The 19,630-nt window shown below is 43.2% G+C and carries 23 protein-coding genes and 1 pseudogene; 8 read left to right on the top strand and 16 right to left on the bottom strand.

Annotated elements, in window-relative coordinates; genetic code table 11:
* Nucleotides 1–42: 42 nt before the first annotated feature.
* The 15 genes from P9B68_RS02270 to flgB all read right to left on the bottom strand — a co-directional run bounded on the left by P9B68_RS02270 (nt 43) and on the right by flgB (nt 11,769).
* Nucleotides 43–882, bottom strand: coding sequence for an OmpA/MotB family protein (locus tag P9B68_RS02270; protein WP_135656976.1), 840 nt, complete (start codon nt 880–882; stop codon nt 43–45).
* A 56-nt stretch (nt 883–938) separates the two neighbouring features.
* Nucleotides 939–1,793: a motility protein A gene (locus P9B68_RS02275; protein WP_277668376.1), complete on the bottom strand. Its 855-nt coding sequence runs from the start codon at nt 1,791–1,793 to the stop codon at nt 939–941.
* 30 nt (nt 1,794–1,823) lie between these two features.
* Nucleotides 1,824–2,027: a flagellar FlbD family protein gene (locus P9B68_RS02280; RefSeq protein WP_135656972.1), complete on the bottom strand. Its 204-nt coding sequence runs from the start codon at nt 2,025–2,027 to the stop codon at nt 1,824–1,826.
* Between the two features lie 73 nt (nt 2,028–2,100).
* On the bottom strand, nt 2,101–2,946 hold the full coding sequence (locus tag P9B68_RS02285; protein WP_277668377.1) for a flagellar hook-basal body complex protein: 846 nt from the start codon (nt 2,944–2,946) through the stop codon (nt 2,101–2,103).
* A gap of 83 nt (nt 2,947–3,029) precedes the next feature.
* Nucleotides 3,030–3,431: a TIGR02530 family flagellar biosynthesis protein gene (locus P9B68_RS02290; protein WP_135656968.1), complete on the bottom strand. Its 402-nt coding sequence runs from the start codon at nt 3,429–3,431 to the stop codon at nt 3,030–3,032.
* A 48-nt stretch (nt 3,432–3,479) separates the two neighbouring features.
* Complete coding sequence (locus tag P9B68_RS02295; protein WP_277668378.1) at nt 3,480–3,959, bottom strand: flagellar hook assembly protein FlgD; 480 nt, start codon at nt 3,957–3,959, stop codon at nt 3,480–3,482.
* A gap of 17 nt (nt 3,960–3,976) precedes the next feature.
* The gene (locus tag P9B68_RS02300) at nt 3,977–5,317 is read right to left on the bottom strand and encodes a flagellar hook-length control protein FliK (RefSeq protein ID WP_135656964.1); all 1,341 of its coding nucleotides are present in this window, start codon (nt 5,315–5,317) and stop codon (nt 3,977–3,979) included.
* 63 nt (nt 5,318–5,380) lie between these two features.
* The gene (gene fliJ, locus P9B68_RS02305) at nt 5,381–5,824 is read right to left on the bottom strand and encodes a flagellar export protein FliJ (protein WP_277668379.1); all 444 of its coding nucleotides are present in this window, start codon (nt 5,822–5,824) and stop codon (nt 5,381–5,383) included.
* 2 nt (nt 5,825–5,826) lie between these two features.
* Nucleotides 5,827–7,125: a flagellar protein export ATPase FliI gene (fliI, locus tag P9B68_RS02310; protein ID WP_135656960.1), complete on the bottom strand. Its 1,299-nt coding sequence runs from the start codon at nt 7,123–7,125 to the stop codon at nt 5,827–5,829.
* A 27-nt stretch (nt 7,126–7,152) separates the two neighbouring features.
* Nucleotides 7,153–7,932, bottom strand: a complete 780-nt coding sequence (locus tag P9B68_RS02315; RefSeq protein WP_167875127.1) for a FliH/SctL family protein — start codon at nt 7,930–7,932, stop codon at nt 7,153–7,155.
* Complete coding sequence (gene fliG / locus P9B68_RS02320) at nt 7,925–8,932, bottom strand: flagellar motor switch protein FliG (protein WP_135656957.1); 1,008 nt, start codon at nt 8,930–8,932, stop codon at nt 7,925–7,927. The genes P9B68_RS02315 and fliG overlap by 8 nt, the downstream gene beginning before the upstream one ends.
* Nucleotides 8,925–10,559 (bottom strand): flagellar basal-body MS-ring/collar protein FliF, encoded by a 1,635-nt coding sequence (gene fliF, locus P9B68_RS02325; RefSeq protein WP_135656955.1) that lies wholly within the window; start codon nt 10,557–10,559, stop codon nt 8,925–8,927. The genes fliG and fliF overlap by 8 nt, the downstream gene beginning before the upstream one ends.
* A 39-nt stretch (nt 10,560–10,598) precedes the next feature.
* The gene (gene fliE, locus P9B68_RS02330) at nt 10,599–10,901 is read right to left on the bottom strand and encodes a flagellar hook-basal body complex protein FliE (protein WP_135656953.1); all 303 of its coding nucleotides are present in this window, start codon (nt 10,899–10,901) and stop codon (nt 10,599–10,601) included.
* Between the two features lie 6 nt (nt 10,902–10,907).
* On the bottom strand, nt 10,908–11,348 hold the full coding sequence (flgC, locus tag P9B68_RS02335; RefSeq protein WP_135656951.1) for a flagellar basal body rod protein FlgC: 441 nt from the start codon (nt 11,346–11,348) through the stop codon (nt 10,908–10,910).
* 37 nt (nt 11,349–11,385) lie between these two features.
* Nucleotides 11,386–11,769, bottom strand: a complete 384-nt coding sequence (flgB, locus tag P9B68_RS02340) for a flagellar basal body rod protein FlgB (protein WP_277668380.1) — start codon at nt 11,767–11,769, stop codon at nt 11,386–11,388.
* A gap of 286 nt (nt 11,770–12,055) precedes the next feature.
* On the opposite strand from flgB, the gene P9B68_RS02345 reads away from it, so the two are divergent.
* The 7 genes from P9B68_RS02345 to P9B68_RS02375 all read left to right on the top strand — a co-directional run bounded on the left by P9B68_RS02345 (nt 12,056) and on the right by P9B68_RS02375 (nt 17,297).
* The gene (locus P9B68_RS02345; RefSeq protein WP_135656947.1) at nt 12,056–12,406 is read left to right on the top strand and encodes a hypothetical protein; all 351 of its coding nucleotides are present in this window, start codon (nt 12,056–12,058) and stop codon (nt 12,404–12,406) included.
* Between the two features lie 63 nt (nt 12,407–12,469).
* Nucleotides 12,470–12,952, top strand: a complete 483-nt coding sequence (locus P9B68_RS02350) for a flagellar protein FlgN (protein WP_135656945.1) — start codon at nt 12,470–12,472, stop codon at nt 12,950–12,952.
* Between the two features lie 15 nt (nt 12,953–12,967).
* Nucleotides 12,968–14,536, top strand: a complete 1,569-nt coding sequence (gene flgK / locus P9B68_RS02355; protein ID WP_277668381.1) for a flagellar hook-associated protein FlgK — start codon at nt 12,968–12,970, stop codon at nt 14,534–14,536.
* Nucleotides 14,537–14,562: 26 nt separating this feature from the next.
* On the top strand, nt 14,563–15,915 hold the full coding sequence (gene flgL / locus P9B68_RS02360; protein ID WP_277668382.1) for a flagellar hook-associated protein FlgL: 1,353 nt from the start codon (nt 14,563–14,565) through the stop codon (nt 15,913–15,915).
* A gap of 21 nt (nt 15,916–15,936) precedes the next feature.
* On the top strand, nt 15,937–16,557 hold the full coding sequence (locus P9B68_RS02365) for a DUF6470 family protein (RefSeq protein ID WP_135656940.1): 621 nt from the start codon (nt 15,937–15,939) through the stop codon (nt 16,555–16,557).
* A 72-nt stretch (nt 16,558–16,629) separates the two neighbouring features.
* Nucleotides 16,630–17,058: a flagellar assembly protein FliW gene (fliW, locus tag P9B68_RS02370; protein WP_135656938.1), complete on the top strand. Its 429-nt coding sequence runs from the start codon at nt 16,630–16,632 to the stop codon at nt 17,056–17,058.
* A gap of 14 nt (nt 17,059–17,072) precedes the next feature.
* Entirely contained in the window at nt 17,073–17,297 is a 225-nt protein-coding gene (locus P9B68_RS02375; RefSeq protein WP_135656936.1) for a carbon storage regulator, read from the top strand.
* A gap of 456 nt (nt 17,298–17,753) precedes the next feature.
* On the opposite strand, the gene P9B68_RS02380 is transcribed toward P9B68_RS02375, so the two are convergent.
* Nucleotides 17,754–18,989 (bottom strand): flagellin N-terminal helical domain-containing protein, encoded by a 1,236-nt coding sequence (locus P9B68_RS02380; protein WP_135656934.1) that lies wholly within the window; start codon nt 18,987–18,989, stop codon nt 17,754–17,756.
* A 323-nt stretch (nt 18,990–19,312) separates the two neighbouring features.
* Here P9B68_RS02380 and P9B68_RS02385 point away from each other — a divergent pair.
* A pseudogene (locus P9B68_RS02385) lies at nt 19,313–19,501 on the top strand (transposase); the annotation flags it as partial.
* Nucleotides 19,502–19,630 lie beyond the last annotated feature (129 nt).

A 19,630-nucleotide genomic window follows, 5' to 3' on the forward strand; every position in this document is an offset into this window, starting at 1 on the left:
AACAAAACGCTGCTTACGTAAGAGCTCGTTATTTGCGTTGGATTATTTTTTGTCTGTATTCTTGTCTGCATTATTAATATCTTCATATACCTGATCCAAAACAGAACTGCTCTGTCCGGCTTTCGAAATATAAATTTCCACTCGCCTGTTTTTGGCCCGGGTAGCTTCTGTTCCATCATGGGGAACAATGGGCCTGTATTCTCCATACCCCTCGGAAACCATTTTAGCCGGATTGATAATATTTTTCAACTGAACATACAGCAGGACGTTCTTGGCCCTGTCCGAAGAAAGTGCACGGTCGAAGGCTTGGGCGGTAACGGAAGTTGAGTTGTTCGCGCGGGCCGTATGCCCGTAAAAACGAATCTCTCCAATTTGATCCGGTATATTTTTTATTCCGTCACAAAGAAAGTCCAATATCTTTTTTCCTTGATCGCGTAATTCCGCACTATCTCCGGAGAAAAACACGCTGTTTTGAAACGTAAGGAAAGTGTAGTTTTTCCCTTTATGTACATGCACAGAATCCTGTAAACCATTTCGATTTACATAATCGACCAAATATTTATACAGACTGTCAAAATCTGTGACTTTCCCGTCATCGGAATTTCCTGCTTTACTACTGGATGTTTCGGATTCTGAACCGGAAGAAGGCAGGCTTGTACTGTTGGCAGCAATTTGGATATTTTCCTGCGCAGCCTCCTGTGTGACTGCACTAGCCTGTTTATTAGCGGAAAATGCTTTGACAAGCTTTTCCCATTTGCCGGCATCCATGGTAGACATGGCAAACAGCATAACAAAGAAGGTAAGCAAAAGCGTCACCATATCGGAATAAGTATCAAGCCAGTTCGGGCCTCCGCTTCCGGGATTTGCCCGCTTTCTTGCCATTACATCACCCCTTCAGTTTTATATCTTACGGGAAAATTCCCCTGGATTGCTTTGTATTAATGCTTTCCTTTTGTTTTTTTATCGTTGCTGCTGGAGGAAGCGCCCGCAAAAGTCCCAACCTTCTGGATCCTTTTGCTTTCATTGACGTAGGCATTCAAACGTTCTTCAATATGTTTCGGATTATCGCCCGCCTGTATTGCCACAACGCCTTCCACAACAATCTCTTTACAAACCATTTCCTCATCATGAAGCATATGTAATTTATGTGCCAGCGGAGTCAGCAAAAGGTTGGAAATCATAGAACCATAGAAAGTGGTTATCAACGCTGTTGACATACCGCGTGCCATTTTTGTCGCGCCACCGTCGGAATTCATATCCATATTGGCAAGCATATTAATCAAGCCAATCAGCGTACCAATCATACCAAACGCGGGGGCATAAGTTGAAAATCTCTCGTAGAATTGCCAGACATGCGAATGCCGGTCTTCCAGGCCATTCAGTTTGTCTTCAAGAATCTCCTTTACTTTTGCAGGGTCTATCGCATCCACAATCAGCATTATACTGTCCTGCATAAATGTATCTTTTAACTGGCTTGCTTTATCTTCCAGAGAAAGTAATCCCTTTCGTCTGGCTTCTTGCGCAAAGTCTACAATTGTATCGATATACTCCTGTGGCTTGTATTGATTTCCCCGCATAATAACCTTCATATGCTTTGGTATTCCCTTGAAATAGGAAATCGGGAAAGAAATAACAGTTGCCGCAATTGTGCCGCCGAAAGTAATCGCCATACTTGGATAATCAACAAAGTTCCAAATTGTAGACCAAATAACACCGGCTGACTGATCAAATACAATGCCGAATATTACCAGCGCAAGCCCGGCTATAAACCCCACGATGCTTGTAAAATCCACACAAACACATCCTTGCGATAATAATAATTTTTAGTCCTTCAGCTTAACTGTATTTTTAAAAATTTCACGATTATAAAGAATTACTTTTTGAACAATTTCCTCACTATTCTCCGCAACTAAAAAATATTTTCCTGTTGTTAATGTTATTTTTGTTTCTGGAATACTTTCGATTGTTTCAATAAGGTTTGAATTAACGACAAAAGAAGTGCCGTTCAAATTGGTGACAGTTATCATCTCAATACCCCTTTTTCACAACTGACCGTTTCTGAAACCGTTTTCAGTTCCAGAAACGGCAGCTATAGAATCCTTATCTCTTCATATTTACGAGAGTTTCCATCATTTCGTCGCTAACGGTAATGATTTTGGTATTCGCCTGGAATCCTCTTTCATTGATAATCATCTGGGTCAGTTCGGTGGCAAGGTCGGTGTTGGAAGCTTCCAGAGCGCTTGTTACCAAGCTCCCGGTCTCACCGACTCCAGGAGTATAATACTTGATGGGATGACTATCATTTGCAACATTGTTTTCAGCTTTATAGTACGAACCGCCCTGCTGTGTAAGGCCAGAAGGGTTCGGGATATTCGCTAAAGCTATATAGCCCAAGGTTTTAATTTCTCCATCTTTTTCACCAGTTATTGCTCCGTCGCTGCCGATTGAAATGTTTTTATAAGTTGAATAATCTTCAACCTTAATCGGCTCGCAAGTACTTATCGCACCTGTCGGTTTTGTTGCCCCATTCGTACCGCAAACTAATTTTTTATTCCCATCGACAAGATTGCCATCTCCGTCAAACCCGAAGGAGCCAACGCGTGTGTAAAGGTAACCGTTCCCATCCTTTACTACAAAATATCCTTCGCCGTTAATATAGCAGTCCTTGCTGTTTCCGGTGGTTGCCATTCCGGCACGGGTATTCAGCACATCAATTGTTGCTGCAGTAGCACCATAACCAACTTGGGAGGGATTTGCGCCGCCGATACTGTTCGTCGCATCGGATTTAGAAGAACTCGCAAGTGTCTGATAAAAAACATCACGATAAGTCACGCGGGAAGATTTAAAACCGTAGGTATTAACGTTTGCAATATTGTTACCGATGACATCAATACCGGTCTGATACGCTTTTACGCCTGAGATACCGCAGTACATTCCTGTACTCATAAAACAATTCTCTCCTTTTCTATTTGGAACCGCATGAGCCTTTCTGTCATTCGAGACTCAAATAACTTCCTCAAGAGGTCCGGTTATATGATTACAGCTCCATCAATATTTGTGAAAATGTTGTCGGTCAATTCCTGACCATTCATAGTTGTAACGACTGTGCTGCTGGGAATATTCACGATAAAGGCCGTCTGCCCACTTAAGATCAGCGCGTCTTTAATTCCCTTTGCCCTTGCCTTTGTTACTGCGCTGTTAATTTGGGACAGCAACTGCCCGGATACCGGAATATTCCGGGAATCCATTCGCTGCAGCGCATGTTTGGAAAACGTAAGTTGCTGCTTTTGTTCAATAGCATTCTGGAATATCTTTCCGAATTCACTATCAGCCGGGTTTGTCTTTGGGGTCTGATTGCTTTTTGCCGGCGTTACGTTGTAATTCGGATTGATAAACGCAGAATAGCTCTTTTTAAATTGAATATCATCCATGACTAAACTCCTAACTGTAAAGACGATTCCGTTCGTACAGCGGATAGCCTAATTTGAATCTTCCGGGACTGTCAATTCAGGTGATGTTTCCGGAGACTTGTAAGTATCGGAATTGACTTGCATAACGGAATATAAATCGTATGCTTTTCCGTTCACAACCACACAAGGCGAACCGGATGAATAGTTAACATAATCTACAACACCCGTATCTTCAACATACTTTCCATTGGCGTCATAGCTGGCAACAACCACTTTTTTCCCGACAAGAGAAGCACCGTACTGCTCTAAAGAAAGCTGTCTTAAATCCTGCATAGCCTGTAACGAGGCAAATTGTGCCATCTGGCCAATGAACTCATTGTTATCCGTAGGATTTGTCGGATCCTGATTAGACATCTGCGCCGCTAAAAGTTTCATAAAATCCGTCATTTCCAAAGAGGACTTACCGGTCTTTAATTCCGTGGCGCCAGATGTAGTATTTATGGAAGTTCTGGCGGTCCCGCTAAGACTATATGGATAAATCTGATTCAAAATACTCCTCCTTTCTCTTACATTGCTGAAACCTGATTCCTGAGCTGCTGCATCACAGTTATAAAGTCATCTGTGCTGCCGTTCGAGTCATCCAATGGAAGCCGAACGTTCTGCTTTTGCTCTCTTTCCTGCTGCGGCTGATTTTGTTGATTCTGCTGGCCTTGTTCATACCATGCGCGATCATGTGCTGCTTCGTTAATTTGAACCGGCTGGTTTACAGAGGTTTGCAGAATTGCTTTAATATCAGCGCTGTTTTCCAACAGCAAGCTCTGCGTTTTGGGATTCGCCGCCTGAATGGTCACACTCAGAACACCGTCCTGCATCGCCAGCTTAATAGAAACTTTGCCTAAATTTTTCGGATAAAGCTCCATTGTAAACTGATGGTTCCCTTGCTTATAGTTGTAAAGGACTTTGTCAGTAAGCTGAGTGGACAGGGCCTTCCCCGAAGCTTTTGCATCAGAAATCTTAATGACCACGTTCCCATTCTCATAGAGACTGGAAAGACGCGCATTGCTCTGGGACGCCGTATGAATCGGTATGGTTTCTTTTTTGTCCTCGGCTGTCATCGGCAATTTATCGCTTTCAGCGGAAGGCAATTCCGTTGCCGCTTGCTTTTCCGGTTTAACCTGATCCAATTTTCCAACAGCAAAAGCGGATTCCTGCTTAGGAAGCACTTTGCCGTCCTGTTTAGGAAGCTCGGCCTGCGCCGCCGTAGGCCGATTAAAGCCATTCATGGAAGGCTCCATTGCTACAGCCGGCTCTTTTTGCAAAGTGGAATTCTGTGTGTTGGTAAATACTGAATTTGACGGCTGCACCGGAACTTCCGCTTTCGCGGCTGTCGGATTGGAACTTGCTAACTGCGCAACCGGGGCATCCGGTTTTCCATTGCTCTGCAGAAATCCATTTCCGACTGCAACCTTTTCTGATATCGCATTTTCAGCCTGTGTTCCGACGGATTGCAGGAAAGCTGGCTGCGTTTCCATGGAGTGCACCATGACAACCTGTTTCGAATCTGCTTGTAAACCGGAAGCGGGCAAGAAAGACACCGCCTGCGTTCCGACTTGTGGCTGCAGCACATCTGGGACATCTGCAAAAGCAGGAGCTTGGCAGATTGGTGCAAATGGCGTTATGTTCGGCTGGATCGTTTGCTGATTCATTCCCGTGATGTTATCCAGATTTTTTTCATCCTTAGGGGGAACGGAAGATGTCTGCTTTGAATTCTCTTTGGTTATTGTTTTCCCAGACTGCTGCAACAAGCTTTCAAAAATACTGCCTGTGCCATCCTTTTTGGCTTGGGCCGTTTTTGTTTTCTGCAGAGCGGCGCTTGAGGCCACGTTCGTAGTTATTTGCTGTATCACATTTTCACCTCCATTATTTAATATTTATTTTATAAATTCTATAATAAAAGAATTTATAAGCATTTAATTCGCTGCGCTGCGTGTGCGATTGACGAACTCATCGATTGCAAGTTCTTCTCGTTTCCTAAAGGCTTCTAAATATGCCTCGAGCTGTTTGTCGCGTAATTTTTCAAGCCCGGAGATATCGCTGTTCAAGGCTATGATATCTGCTTTCTTTTGCGTAATGGCTTCCAACATCTTGCTTTTGTCTTCCACCAACCGCAATATTTTCTGATTTAATGTATTAAAATAGGTTTTATAAATGCTCATGTCGCTTGCGTTCAGGCCTGTTTGCAGCTCTTTCTTCATCTTTTGATTCGTCTCCGCAAACAGAGTATTTAAAGTATTGATTTCCTTTTCAATTTCCGCCAACTTTGTTTGCATCTGTAAAAGCTCATTTTTTTGAATATCCAGCGTCTGCTGCTTGAAGCTAAGGACCTTTTCAAGGCTAAAAATAAACTTTTTCATTCTTATAAACCTTCCATAAGATTCAAAGTTTCCTCAAAAGAGAAACTTTCATCGGTTCTCTGACACAAAAAAGCGTTGACAGAATCCATCTTTTTCACCGCTTCGTCCAATTTATGATTCATACCCGGTTTATACGCCCCGATGGATATTAGATCGGAATTCTGATTGTAAATCGCGAGAATATCCCGTATTTTGGCGGCCAAAAGCCGGTGCTCTTCCGTAACGATATCGTTCATCAGTCTGGAAATGCTCGCGTTCGTGTCAATGGCGGGATAATGGTTTTTATGTGCCAATGTACGTGACAAAACAATGTGTCCGTCGATAATTCCCCGGACAGTATCGGATATCGGTTCATTGGTATCGTCCCCTTCTACCAACACAGTATAAATCCCGGTGATGGAACCTTCCTTGAAATTTCCGCTTCGTTCCAGAAGCTTCGGCAGTTCCGCGTAGATGGACGGCGTATATCCTCTGGCGATGGGGGGTTCCCCGGCAGCCAGCCCGATTTCCCGTTCCGCCATTGCGAACCGGGTAAGGGAATCCATCATCAGCAGGACATCCTTTCCCTGATCCCTGAAATACTCAGCAATCGCCGTAGCAACCGTTGCGCATTTTGCCCGGTACATAGCCGGCTGATCGGAGGTTGCAACAACCAATACCGAACGCGCCAGCCCTTCTTTGCCCAAGTCTTTTTCAATAAACTCGGTAACTTCACGGCCTCTTTCTCCGACAAGCGCGATTACATTGATATCGGTTTTTACATTTTTCGCAATCATGCCAAGCAGGGTGCTCTTACCGACACCGCTTCCTGCGAATATTCCCATTCTTTGCCCTTTGCCGATGGTAAGCATTCCGTCGATGGCCTTAATGCCAAAGGTCAAACGCTGGCTGATTCTAGGGCGTTCCAACGGGTTCGTGTATGTAGCATCCACATCATAAAACTGCTTGGCCTCAAAACTTCCCTTCCCGTCGATTGGCATTCCGGTCGCATCAATCGTCCTGCCAATTAAAAAGTCGCCGACGGGAACCCGCAGCTTTCGTCCGGTGGAACGAACGAAACTGCCTGGACCGATTCCCTTAATATCGCCATATGCCATCAAGAGGACTTCGCTGTTTTTAAAACCGACAACTTCGGCCATAACGGTTTTCTCATTGTCGGAATTCTGAATATAACAGATATCGCCGACATTCGCTTTTAATCCGGCTGTTTCAATCATCATCCCGACAATATTTTTAACCTTACCCATGTAACAGAGCGGATTAACTTTTGCCAAAACTTCATAGGCTTCTTCGAAATTCAATGTCTCACGCTCCACTTTTGAATTCGGTTATATTTGCAACTCGTTCTTTATATTGTTTAACTGTGTATCCACACCCGCGTCTATCATTTGGTTCGGCATTTCAATTTTGCAGTCGCCGTCCTTCATTTCAGCGGATGCTTCAATTTTGACATTATCAGATACCTCCTGCAGATCCTTTATCAGGGTAGTGTCGGCAAGCAAGGTCTTGGTGTTGGGAGAAACATAAATACGAACCCACTCCTGATTCCGGTAGGAATCAATCGCCTTGATTATGATCGACTGGATCGCTTTTGCATCAAGGCTTATTTCCTTTTTAATAATCTTCTCTGCAATGGCTAAGGAAAGCCGCGTTATATCGCTCTCAAACCGCTGAAGGATTTCCTCCTTCCTTGCTTCCACAGTTTCAAGCATACCGGAAAGTTCGTCCAAGACTGCCTTATTATCATTTTCTGCTTTTTGAAAGCCATCCTGATAACCTTCCCGGTAACCTTGTTCGCTGCCTTTTGTTCTTCCTTCGGCAAATCCTTTCCTATATCCTTCTTCCCTGCTCCGCGCCATCAACAAAGCGGCCTCTCCATTCATGCGCTCAGTGGACTCCTTTACCTTGTTCGCGCTGTAATTCTGTGCCGCCTCCATGATTTGCTGCGCTTTTTGGAATGCATGGTTTAAAATCGCTCTGTGTTCCTCTTCGGGGTCCGGTTTGGCCGCTTTAGCTTCAGACGGTTTCTTTAAAGAAGAGTTATTGGAAGGAAAGGCATTGCCGTTTTTAATTGTGACATATTCGGATGCCTTAATGATTTTAGGCAATAACCTCATCCTTTCCGCCCTTCGAAATAATTAACTCGCCCTCGCTTTCAAGACGCCTGATAACGCCCACAATACGCTGCTGCGCTTCTTCGACGTCTCTAAGACGGACATTATGCGTAAATTCGAGATCGGATTTGATGGTTTCCATTGTACGGTTGGACATATTCTTGAAGATAACATCGGCAACTTCCTTGTTTGCGCCTTTGAGCGCGAAAACCAGATCCTTGGAGTCGACCTCGCGCAGGAAGCGCTGGATGGACATATCGTCCAGACAGGTGATATCTTCGAAGACAAACATTCTCTTTTTGATCTCGTCGCAAAGCTCTGCGTCCTTGCGGGCGAGTTCGTCGAAGATATATTTCTCGTTCGAACGATCCATGTTGTTCATAATATCCGCAATGTAGTTTACGCCGCCAAATTCCATGAAGTCCAAAGACATGAGGGACGAGAATTTGTTCTCCAGATTGCTTTCCACAATATGAATAATTTCGGGAGAGGTTCTGTCCATATTTGCAATCCGCTCGACTACCTCAAGCCGGATTTCCTTCGGCAGTTCCGCAATGATCATGGCCGCCTGATCCGCCCTTGCATAAGACAAAATCAGCGCGATGGTCTGCGGATGTTCGTTTTGAATCATCGTCATGAGGTTTTTATAGTCCGTCTTACGGATAAACTCAAATGCCTTGGTTCGAAGCGACTTCGTAACACGTTCAAGAAGTGAAGCCGCCGTTTGGGCGCCATACGCTTTTTCAAGAACATTTCTCGCATATTCTATGCCGCCTTCCGTGATAACCTTCTGCGTCAGGCATATCTGATAGAAGTTTTCCAGAATTTCTTCCTGCTGCTCGGTAGACATATGCGACATTCTTGCTATTTCATAGGTTAACTGTTCGACTTCGTCTTCCTTTAAATATTTATAAATCTTGGAAGCGGTCTCAGCTCCAATGGATATAATAACCGCAGCGGCTTTCTGCTGGCCGCTCAGTTGATTTTTAGCCATCGTTGTCTTCTCCTTTCAGCCAGGATCGGATCAGTTGAGCTGCGATTTCTGGATTTTGGGAAGTGAATTCTTGTATTTCCTTTGTTAATGCTTCTTCCTTCGTCGCCTTTTGCGCACGGGCATCTTCTATTGCAGGGATAACAACTTTCTCCTTTTCGGGCTCTTCTTCAGAAAATTCATTCTGCAGACGGTCTTTCAAAGGCGTACCGTCTTCCTGGAATTCCTGTTCCGCCAAACCCATGGCAAATTCTTTCTTTTTCTTTGCTCGTGCCACTAAGAAAATAATCAGCCCCACAATAAATAATGTAAGCAGTACAACTCCTCCAATGATTACAATCGTATTCAAAGGCAGAGTTCCGGACGCCTGTGCATTGGTAGGCTGTGTTGAAGTAGCAAAAGTACCATTATAAATAGCGACCTTCTCCGGCTTAACCGCTGCAGCATTGGCCACTAGCTGTGCAATCTGCTGTTTTTGGCTGTCGGCGATCATATCTTTATTTATTACGACTGAGATCGTCATATCCTGCACACTAGCTGCATCGCCCTGAATCTGCTGCTTAACCTGGCTGACCAGATATTTGTATGTCTGATCATCCTTTGTGTAAATCACATCTCCGTTAACAGTAACGCCGGGATACGTCGTCGTCTGGGCGTTGGATTGGGTTCCGGCCGCTCCTCCTGCCGTTTTACCGCTTGTTTCCTGTTCCTTTATCGTATGTGAATCGCTTAGCACACCTTTATCCGTAGGATTTCCGGAGCTATCCTTCGATGGATTATAGGTGATGATCTCTTGTACTTTTTTATCAACATCCATTATGCTTTTTACGGTAACTTTTACATTGTTTGTTCCAAAAACAGGTGTTAATACTTTAAGTATATTTTTTTCAACATCTTTTTCATATTCTTTTTCAATTTGGAGCTTAAACTGGGTTATATTAATCTGCGTTCCATTTTCTGAATTACCGCTTAATTCATCTCCTGTAGCCGTGTCAATAACGGCAACATCCTCTGCTTTCATGTTCGGCACACTTTTCGAAACCAATTGCTTAATTCCATTTACCTGTGAGGACGACAGGGTCTTTCCATTGTCTAAAGTTACGGTGACAGAAGCAGTCGGCTTTTCCGCGTTATCATCCAAAGCGTATCCGCTGCTGTCGGGGATACTAATTGTTACATTTGCATTTTTAATGGTATCAATCGTTTTGATAACCGCTTCCAAACGCTGATTAAGTTGATATTGCTCAATGATTTTCTTTTCATAATCGGTTGTCATGATTCCGATATTTTTCGTGAAGAAATCGTAATTCGGCGCTGTTTTCGGGTGCCCTTCATTCGAAAGATCCATTCTTAACGCATTTTCCTGATCCTTCGGTACATAAATCGTTCCATTGTCTTCCTTAAAGCTTACATTCCGTTCCTTGAGTTCGTTCATCACTTCTACGGCTTCCGAGTGGTCCAAACCCGGATAAAGGATCACATAAGGCTGTCTATTTAATAAAATTCCAGCAATAACCGAAACAAGGACAATTCCGCCAAGAATGCTGCATGATATTATTTTTTTCTTCTTCGTCAAAGAACCCCAATAGTTTTTAACCGGTTCTATGTATTTATTAATTTGAATATTCATTCGTTCAACCCGCAATCACCCTTTTCTTTCTGCTGGAGGCTATACGCCCATCCTCATAACCTCATTGTAAGCATCTAACGCTTTATTGCGAAGCTGAACAAGCATTTGGACGGAAAGACTGGCCTTTGTTGAAGCAATGATAATGTCATGCAAATTATCGGACTGCCCGGTTGTTAACTTGACTAGTTCTTGATCTAAAACAGAATCTGTATCCTTCACATTCTGGATAGCATCCTGAAAAAGCGATTGAAACGGTAGACCGGATGACTGGGACGAGGATACTTTATCGGAATCATTTAGCTTTGCAATGGAATTTACACTTTCAATCGGTGTAATCGTCAATTTCTGTTACCTCCCTAATTCTAATGCCTTAACAGCCATGCCCTTTACGGCATTAAAAGCAGTCAGGTTTGCATCATAAGCCCTTGTTGCCGACATCATATCGATGGTTTCCTTAATGGGATCGACATTCGGCATCATCACATAACCCTGCGCATTCGCATCCGGATGGCTGGGGTCATATACAGGGACAAAATCACTTTGATCTTCTGCGATTTGTGTAACCTTTACCCCTCGCTGTTCCCCGCTCTGCTGCAGCTTTGACGCAAATATACGCTGAAAAGGCGATTGCTCTGCAGGTTCATAAATAACCATCTTCCTGCGGTAAGGCCCACCATTCTCTGTTCTGGTGGTGGTAGCATTGGAAATGTTTTCAGAAATGACATCCATTCTCAATCTGCTCGCGGTAAGACCGGATCCGCTGATGTTCAATGAACTTAGAAAAGACACTCATATTCCTCCTTATTATATTCATCAGTAAAACAGCTTAAGCTTTACTGTCAATCGCTGTTTTAAGACGTGCAAAATAATCGGAAAGTGTTCTTAAAGAATACCAATAATTGATTTGCGTTCTAGCCAGCTCTATATTTTCCTTTTCCACATCCACATTATTGCCATCCAATCGCATCGATAGGTCGTCGGATATGGTTGTCCGCGGCTGAACCTTGTTAATTTCGTTTATCTGCTCCATGTCGGTTTTATCGGAATTCGACATAAGCGATTGCAGTTGATCTTCAAAGCTGACGGTACGGCTTTTATAGCCCGGGGTTTCGAGATTTGACAAATTATTTGAAATCTCCTTTTGCCTCACCCAAAGCCCATCCAAATCTTTGCTTAATAAGCTGGAGGTTACGTTGTTTAACCAATCCATGTTCTAACACCTTTTTTCTCAATGTGTAATTATAGTCTTACTTTTCTCGCTATTTTGTTATTGAAATCTACTAAACATTGTTTTTATGACCGGTAAAAAATGAGTCACAATTTATATATTGTTTAGTAATATTTACATAATTATTATACAAATTAAGTCAAATGTCAATAAAAAAATATATATTTCAACATTTTTTTAAAAAAAAATAATTAATAAACTCAATTTTAAAATTGGGAACTAAAGATTTTCTATCAGTTGCCGATATATTATTCGAGGTGAATTAGGTATGGTTATTAAGAATGTAAATTCGAAATTAAATTATATATCCAGTCCTTATATCGGTAAAAAAACGGAGAAGGCAGACGCCCTTCAAAGCAGTATAAATTCGTCTTTCAGCAATGAATTAAACAAGGCTACAAATGCCCATAAAGTAGATACAATAAACCTCTCGAAACGCAAAACGGCAAATATTCCTTCCTTATCGGATACACGCGATAAAATTATTTCCGATTTAAAAACCGATAAAGATCCGAAATATCTCGAGTATCTGAAGGTACAAATTAGCAGCAATCAGTACGATTTAAATCCATTTGAATTGGCAAAAACAATGCTTATAAATGGTACAGAAAATAATTGAAAATAATTATAGCATGCAGATGTACTTTTTTAATGATAAATTGCAATTGGAAGTGGAAATCTTATGATAAATGGACAACTTTCAGAACAGCTTCTTCATTTTTTTCAGAACTATCTTCTGTTTTATAAAGAGTTTCTTTCAATCGAGGCAGAAAAATTTGAAGATTTATCCCGCAATAACCTTCGTTCGTTAGATGATCGGGTTAAGCAGGAACAAGCCTATTTGTTAAAATTAAGAGGGTTGGAAATAGAACGCGAGAAGCTGGTCGGAAAAACAGGCGACCCGAAAACGACCTTCCGCCAGCTAATCCCTCTGTTTGACGAACCATACCGTAAAGAAATAAAAGCAATATATGATGAGCTTTCCAATGTGCTGCTGGATCTAAGAGAAATGAACCGCCGCTGCAATTACCTTACGGAAATTAAATTGCATAACGTTGAGGTAACTCTTAATAAGATAAAAAACAACCCGGAACTGCAAAATATGTACAACGCAAAAGCCAAGGAAGGAAAAATCCCTCCAAGTGTCCTTTCAATGAAAATTTAAGGAGGAACTTACAAAATGTCATCAACTTTCTCGGGATATTATGTTGCTAAAAGCGGTATCCAGGCCGCTCGCGCAAGTTTACAGATAACCGGCCAAAACATGACAAACGTGAACACTACCGGCTATACAAGGCAGCGTGTGGATTGTTCAACGGTTGGGCCAAACTCAAGCAACATGCGTTATGCAAGCGGTGAAATCGGGATTGGCGGAGGCGTTAGCTGTGACAGAGTGAGCCAAATCCGTGACCCGTATCTGGATATTCGTTACCGGACCGAACGTGCATTGACTGGAAAAACCGGTACGGAAGCGAATATATTAGGCGAGCTGGAAAATATCTTTGATGAAACCAAAAAAGATGGTATCACTACAAATTTTACCGATTTTCTAAAGCAGCTCAATTCACTGGCTTCCTCCAGTACAATGGATGAAAATTCCCTTAAAAGTTCCGCGCGTCTCCTGGCGCATGCTTTTAATACTGCATCGCAGCAGTTGTCAACCATACGCAAAACAGTAACAGAGGAATTTCAAAATGATTCCATTAAGAAAGCGAATCAGCTTCTGCAGACAATTGCGCATTTAAATGAAGAAATTAAGAGCGCGGATATTTCCGGCACCCCTGCTCTGGAACTAATGGATCAGCGCAATACGGCGATCGACGAATTGTCCCAATACGTAAATATTGAGGTTTCAACTAAAACCGTGTCTGTCGGATCAAACCGCACGGTTTCCGAATTACAGATTGATCTCGTATCCGGCAGCAAAAAGTTCAACTTGGTTTCAAACAACAATTACAGTACTTTCGGCACAACGACCGAAGCGGACGGCACAATCAATCTGACGCTCAAGGATTCCACCGGAGCAGATGTGACGGACGGAACCGACGCCATAAGTAATAAAGATATTACGCAAGGATCATTTTCTGCCTATTTGTCCATGCTAAACGAGAGCGGAGAATATGATTCCGCAGGCGAAGCAGAGCGCGGCATCGGTTACTACGAAAAGGTTTTAGATAAATTAGCCGCTTATTTTGCAGACACAATGAATGCGCTAAACAGCACAAATCCGGAAGGAGACAATAAACCTCTTTTCACCCAGGCCGACGGGACGACAACAACCGGAATCACCGCTGCAAACATTTCCCTTTCCAATGCCTGGTATAAAGCAACAAGCAATTACTTAACTCCTACGAAACAAACTTCTTCCAGCGGGGATACTACCACTTCAAAAGATAATATTTTATTAATGGTAAGCAAACTTGCCGAGACAAAAACCTTTACAACCAATGACAACAACGTTGGAGGGAACACCCTCTTAACCTCTTCCATTCAATCTTTTGTTTCGGATATTTCCGTTTCGATCTTGGCTCTTCAAAAAGCGGATGTTAATCGCCGCGACGCTACATGTAACGCCACTCTGAACGAAATTGATACAAAACGTGCGGCTACATCGTCCGTTGATGTAAATGAAGAAGGAATTAATTTGATTATGTATAATCAGGCTTTAACTGCTTCTTCCCGCTTTATGACTACTTTAGATGAAGCAATAGATACCATTATTAACAGAATGGGCATCGTCGGAAGATAATTTAATAAGAAGGAGGTAATTGGAAAATGAGAATCACAATGTCCATGATTATGAAAAAATACGCGACCAGCTTAAACAGTTCGCTCGATGAGCTAAACAAGGCAAGCGACCGGGAAATAAGCCAGCGTAGATACGATACAGCTTCCGAAGATCCGTTTTCCGCAGCAAAAGCCGCACGGCTCAGAATGGAATATGCATATAACAACAGTTACCAAAGTGAAGTCGGCGATGCAAAAGATCAGATGGATACCGTGCACAGCACCATCCAATCGATTGTTAAAGTACTTTCGGAAGCATCGTCCGGAAGCTGCCTTGGGGCAATAAACGGTACGAACAACGCAGACGACCGCAAAATATATGCAGAAAAGATTCGCGGATTGCAAAAAACTATTTTAACTTCTTTAAATACGAAATTTGGTGATAAATATATCTTCGGAGGAGCCGAGACGGAAAATCCCCCCTTCAGCGTCGGTGCGAACGGTAATTTACTTTACCGCGGTATTGATGTGAACACAGGAAAAATTGAAGCCGGATCTACTTTAAGCTACAACGGCGCACAAATCACATTGGGCGACAGCAATTTCAACGGCTATAAGATCCAAGTTACAACCGCTGATGGAGTAACCCCTTCCATTTCAGCAGACGCAACCAATAAAATCCTGACCGTAAATCTTCCAACCGGAGCGAAAAACAGCGACGTACTTGCCGCGCTGAAAGCAAATCCCTCCCTAACCAGCACGGATGGTACAGTTACCTATAATCTTTCGAAAGTTTCCCTTTCCGGCGACCAAAACCGTCCGGTTGATACCGGAGTTCAGACAGAAACCGCAACGGACACCATCGGTCTTGATGGGCTACAAAAGCTTGCTGATGAACAGGTCTTTTCCAACATCGGATTAGGGTTAAGGGTAAATACAGGGGCAGGCGCGAATGAAAGTGCAATTACTGAGCAAAGCGTCTTCAATATTGCCGTTCCCGGTATTTCTGTAATTGGCTTTGGAACCGTAGATGGATCCGGAACGGGAATGTCAAACAATATCTATAACCTAATGGGGCAAATTGCCGATCAATTAGAGGGAAAAAATGGATACACCTATTCTATAGACACGATACAGCCTTATCTTGATCAATTTACACAGCAACAAAATAAGGTCATTTCAAAAATGACGGAAACCGACTGCAGCTTCACTTTCCTGACAACAACACAAACAAATTTGGAGGATCTTGGCGACCGGATATTGGAAAAAGACGACAATACGGAATTTATTGATTTTACAGATGCTTGGATCAATTATAGTATGCAGGCATTCGCTTATAATGCTGCTTTGAAAATCGGCAACCAAATTTTGCAACCAACATTCCTTGATTTCATGAAATAAGATTCCTGTAAGAGGTGAATCATGATGGAACCATTGCTGGATATGAAAGTCGTTCCGATTTCCATTGAGATGATTGTCCATCGTGCAAAGTTTGAGGTTGATACGTCTTTTCAACCCTCACAGCCAGACCCGATGGATTCCAATTATCTGATACCTTATAGCGACCATCTTTTTATCGAAACAAACGGTTACAAAAATAAGGTTAAAACGAAGACGGAAGCGGACTCTTACCAATATGCAACCTATGCAAATGAATATCAAATTCTATCGTCTATGACAGATATTGCGGATTATACATGGAAAGGAAGTTTGCTCATGAGTGCGCAGGAAAAAACCAGTTCTCTGGTCGACCTTGCGATTCAGCATGTGCAGCCAACCCTGCAAAGTGCAATTGGTATTCCCTCTTACCCCACCGATTTTCATTGGGATTCACAACAGGTTTCAAATCAGTATGAATCCGACAGGCAGACTTTCGACTGGTTGACACAAAATAAGGCAAAGCTGAAGTTTATCCCGGCCAGTATAGAATATGTTATCAAAGGCTATGCCCATGTGGAATTTAAATATCTTGGCAAGCCGCAATATATTCCGCCTTCAGCAAGTCCGGATTACGAACCGCCGAAGCTGGATGCCACAGCCTGAAACAATAACGCAGCCCCCTTTCGGAGGCTGCGTTTTTTACAAGAACGCTAACTTCATGGAGGAGGTTTCTAAATGGATAATCAAATTGAAAATCAGACTTCAAAACAAAATATCATCCATTTTGACGAAGGTATTCCAGGTTTTGAAGATATTAAGGACTATCTTCTTTATCACGAAGACGATGACGGCGTTATCTGGAATCTGCAGGCCGCAAATTCCGAAATTCCATCCTTTGTTGTGATTGACCCGTATCCGATTGTCAGTAATTACAGCCCGGAACTTACGCCGGATGACTTGCGCTATTTCGGCGAAACAGACACCAACAACCTATGTGTACTGGTTGTGGCTGTCATTAAACCGAATCTAAAGGATTCCGTAATCAACCTAAAAGCGCCGATTATTATCGACGTAAATACGAAAAAAGCAAAGCAGATCATTCTGGAAAACTCAGATTATCCGATCCGTTATAAATTATTTCAAGATCAAGAAGATAAAGAATAGGGGGGGAATTTCCGGTGTTAGTAATCAGCCGAAAAGTCTCCGAATCTATTCTTATCGGGGACAATATAGAAATTATGCTGTCCGAAATCAGCGGCGACCGTGCAAAAATCTGCATAAAAGCGCCAAAGGAAGTCCCTATTCTCCGCAAAGAGCTTGTGGAAACGCGTAATCTGAACGAAGAAGCAAGCGTTATCCCGCAAAAACAGACCCTCGACAAGCTGAAGAAGCTATTAAAATAACTCCTTTGTTTTTTTACATTCTCCAATCGTTGCTCCCGGCACAACCGGGGGCTTTCTATGCGCTAAAATCCTTTGCGTTCTTACTGGAACGCTTCAAGTAGCTCGGGGGCTTTTTTCCTACGCTTGCGACGGTCTACTCCCCCCCTTGTCCTTTTCTGCACACGAAAGCAAGGTGAAAAAACGAGAGCATTTCGGTGCGGAAGTCGGCCAATACGGGAAGGGGCTGCGCCCCCCCTCCCCCTTACCAAGCTCTACCCGTTTCTCGAATGCCGCCTAGCTTCTCTTCAAAAGCGAAACAGCGGGATTGTGGGTAAGATTTAATCCGCATTTTGGTCAGCGCTAATGCTCTTCGGAACTCCCGGCTGTGCCGGGAGTTTTTGTTATACAATAAGGAAAGCCCATACAGGGAAACCCTGCATGGGCTTTCGAAAAATACAGTTTGAAACTGAAAACAAATTACTGTAAGAGCTTGAGAACGTTCTGCGGCTGCTGATTCGCCTGAGCGAGCATGGACTGAGCGGCCTGAGCAAGAACATTGTTCTTGGTCATGTCCATCATTTCCTTTGCCATGTCAACATCGCGGATACGGCTCTCAGCGGAGGTCAAGTTCTCACTTGTTACGCCGAGGTTGCTAACGGTGTGCTCAAGTCTGTTCTGCAGAGCACCAAGGTCAGCTCTTGTGCCAGAAACTATGTTGATTGCTGCGTCAATTGTAGAAATAGCAGCTAACGCATTTTCCTGTGTATCGACTTTGACACTAGTAAGACCTAAACCTGCTGTCGACATATTTCCGATCTTCAGGTTTACCTGCTGATCCGCTGAATAACTTGCCCCAATTTGCAGAGTGAGTCCGTTATTACCTGTACTTGCAGCCATCGTAGCCGCAGCCGCAGTTAATGAAGAACCTGCAGTACCTGTAATTGTGCCTTCAAATTTAACTTCAAAGCTGCTATATGCTTTGGAGATTTCAAGAGCATTTGTTGTACCTCCATTTGCATAAGCAGCAGCTGCTGCACGAACGGCAGCTGTAATCTGTTCTGCGGTAAAGGAAGCTTCCGTGTCTTTTGTACCAAGCGTAATGGTGAGTCCGCCTGTTGCATCGTTGAAAGCCGCCGTAATGGAACCGGAAGCGTTGTCCTTACCATCTGCAAATGTTACTGTAGCTGCAGCACTTGCTCCTGTAACAGGAGTTGTTGTTGATAATTTCGCCACACCATTGAGAGTAACTTTCGTTGTCCCAATAGTAGCTGTAGCTGTTGATCCTAAATCCAAAGAGCCATCCAACAGGTTAATCTTGTTGAAGTTCGTCGATGTAGCGATTCTGGTAATTTCACTCTTCAGAGATTCGACTTCTTTGCTGATATTTTCACGGTCAACAGCATTCTGATAGGTACCGTTGGAAGACTGTGTTGCCAGTTCTTTCATTCTTTGCAGAATGGAAGCAGTCTCATTCAGAGCGCCTTCAGCAGTCTGTACAAGGGAGATACCGTCGTTCGCGTTGTTGGTCGCCTGGTCAAGGCCGCGGATCTGGCCGCGCATTTTTTCGGAAATCGCAAGGCCTGCAGCGTCGTCGCCAGCGCGGTTAATCTTGTAACCGGAAGACAGTTTCTCAAGGTTCTTGCTGACCTTATCGTTATTAATGCCCAGCATTCTGTTTGCATTTAAAGCAGATATATTGTGTTGTATACGCATAATAATTCCTCCTGAATTTTTGTTCACAGTTGTATAACTGTGTGCGTTTTAAAGAACTTCCCTGTTCCTTATTGGGGATTCCATTTCCCCTCTTGACGGGCCCATCAAAGAGGAAGTGAAAACACTTTTACTGTAAGTTACTTACATTTATATATGTCGGTACAATTTCTGAAAAGTTTAGAAAATTTAAAGAATTTTTTGTCCCATTATAAAAAGAGTCCCACAGGCGGTACCTGTTGGGCTCTCAGACTGTCGAAGAACCCATCCTTTCTTCGTTTAGTACATCTCCGGATCGCGAGCCTTTTCTGGACTGGGAGCGTATGATCGAACATCGCAAATCTTCTGTACGTTGCAAAGTGGAACATGCTTTCCGCATTATCAAATGTCAGTTTGGGTATCAAAAGACCCGGTACCGCGGATTGAAAAAGAATAAAAACCGGCTGTATGCCATGTTTGCCTGCGCCAATCTGTATGCTCTCGCACTAGCCGGGCGAAGTCTCCGTGAAACCTGACAAGGGCATAGTGCGCCTTTTTGACGGGCGCACAAGAGAAAATGAAGTTGAAACGGCGGAAAAACACCATTTTTGGGGGAAATTCAGCAAACTTGGCTCAGACCTGAGTGAAATTGAAGATATTGGCCA

Origin of the sequence: Caproiciproducens galactitolivorans, assembly GCF_029266045.1 — a bacterium.
Taxonomy (GTDB): Bacteria; Bacillota; Clostridia; order Oscillospirales; family Acutalibacteraceae; genus Caproiciproducens; species Caproiciproducens galactitolivorans.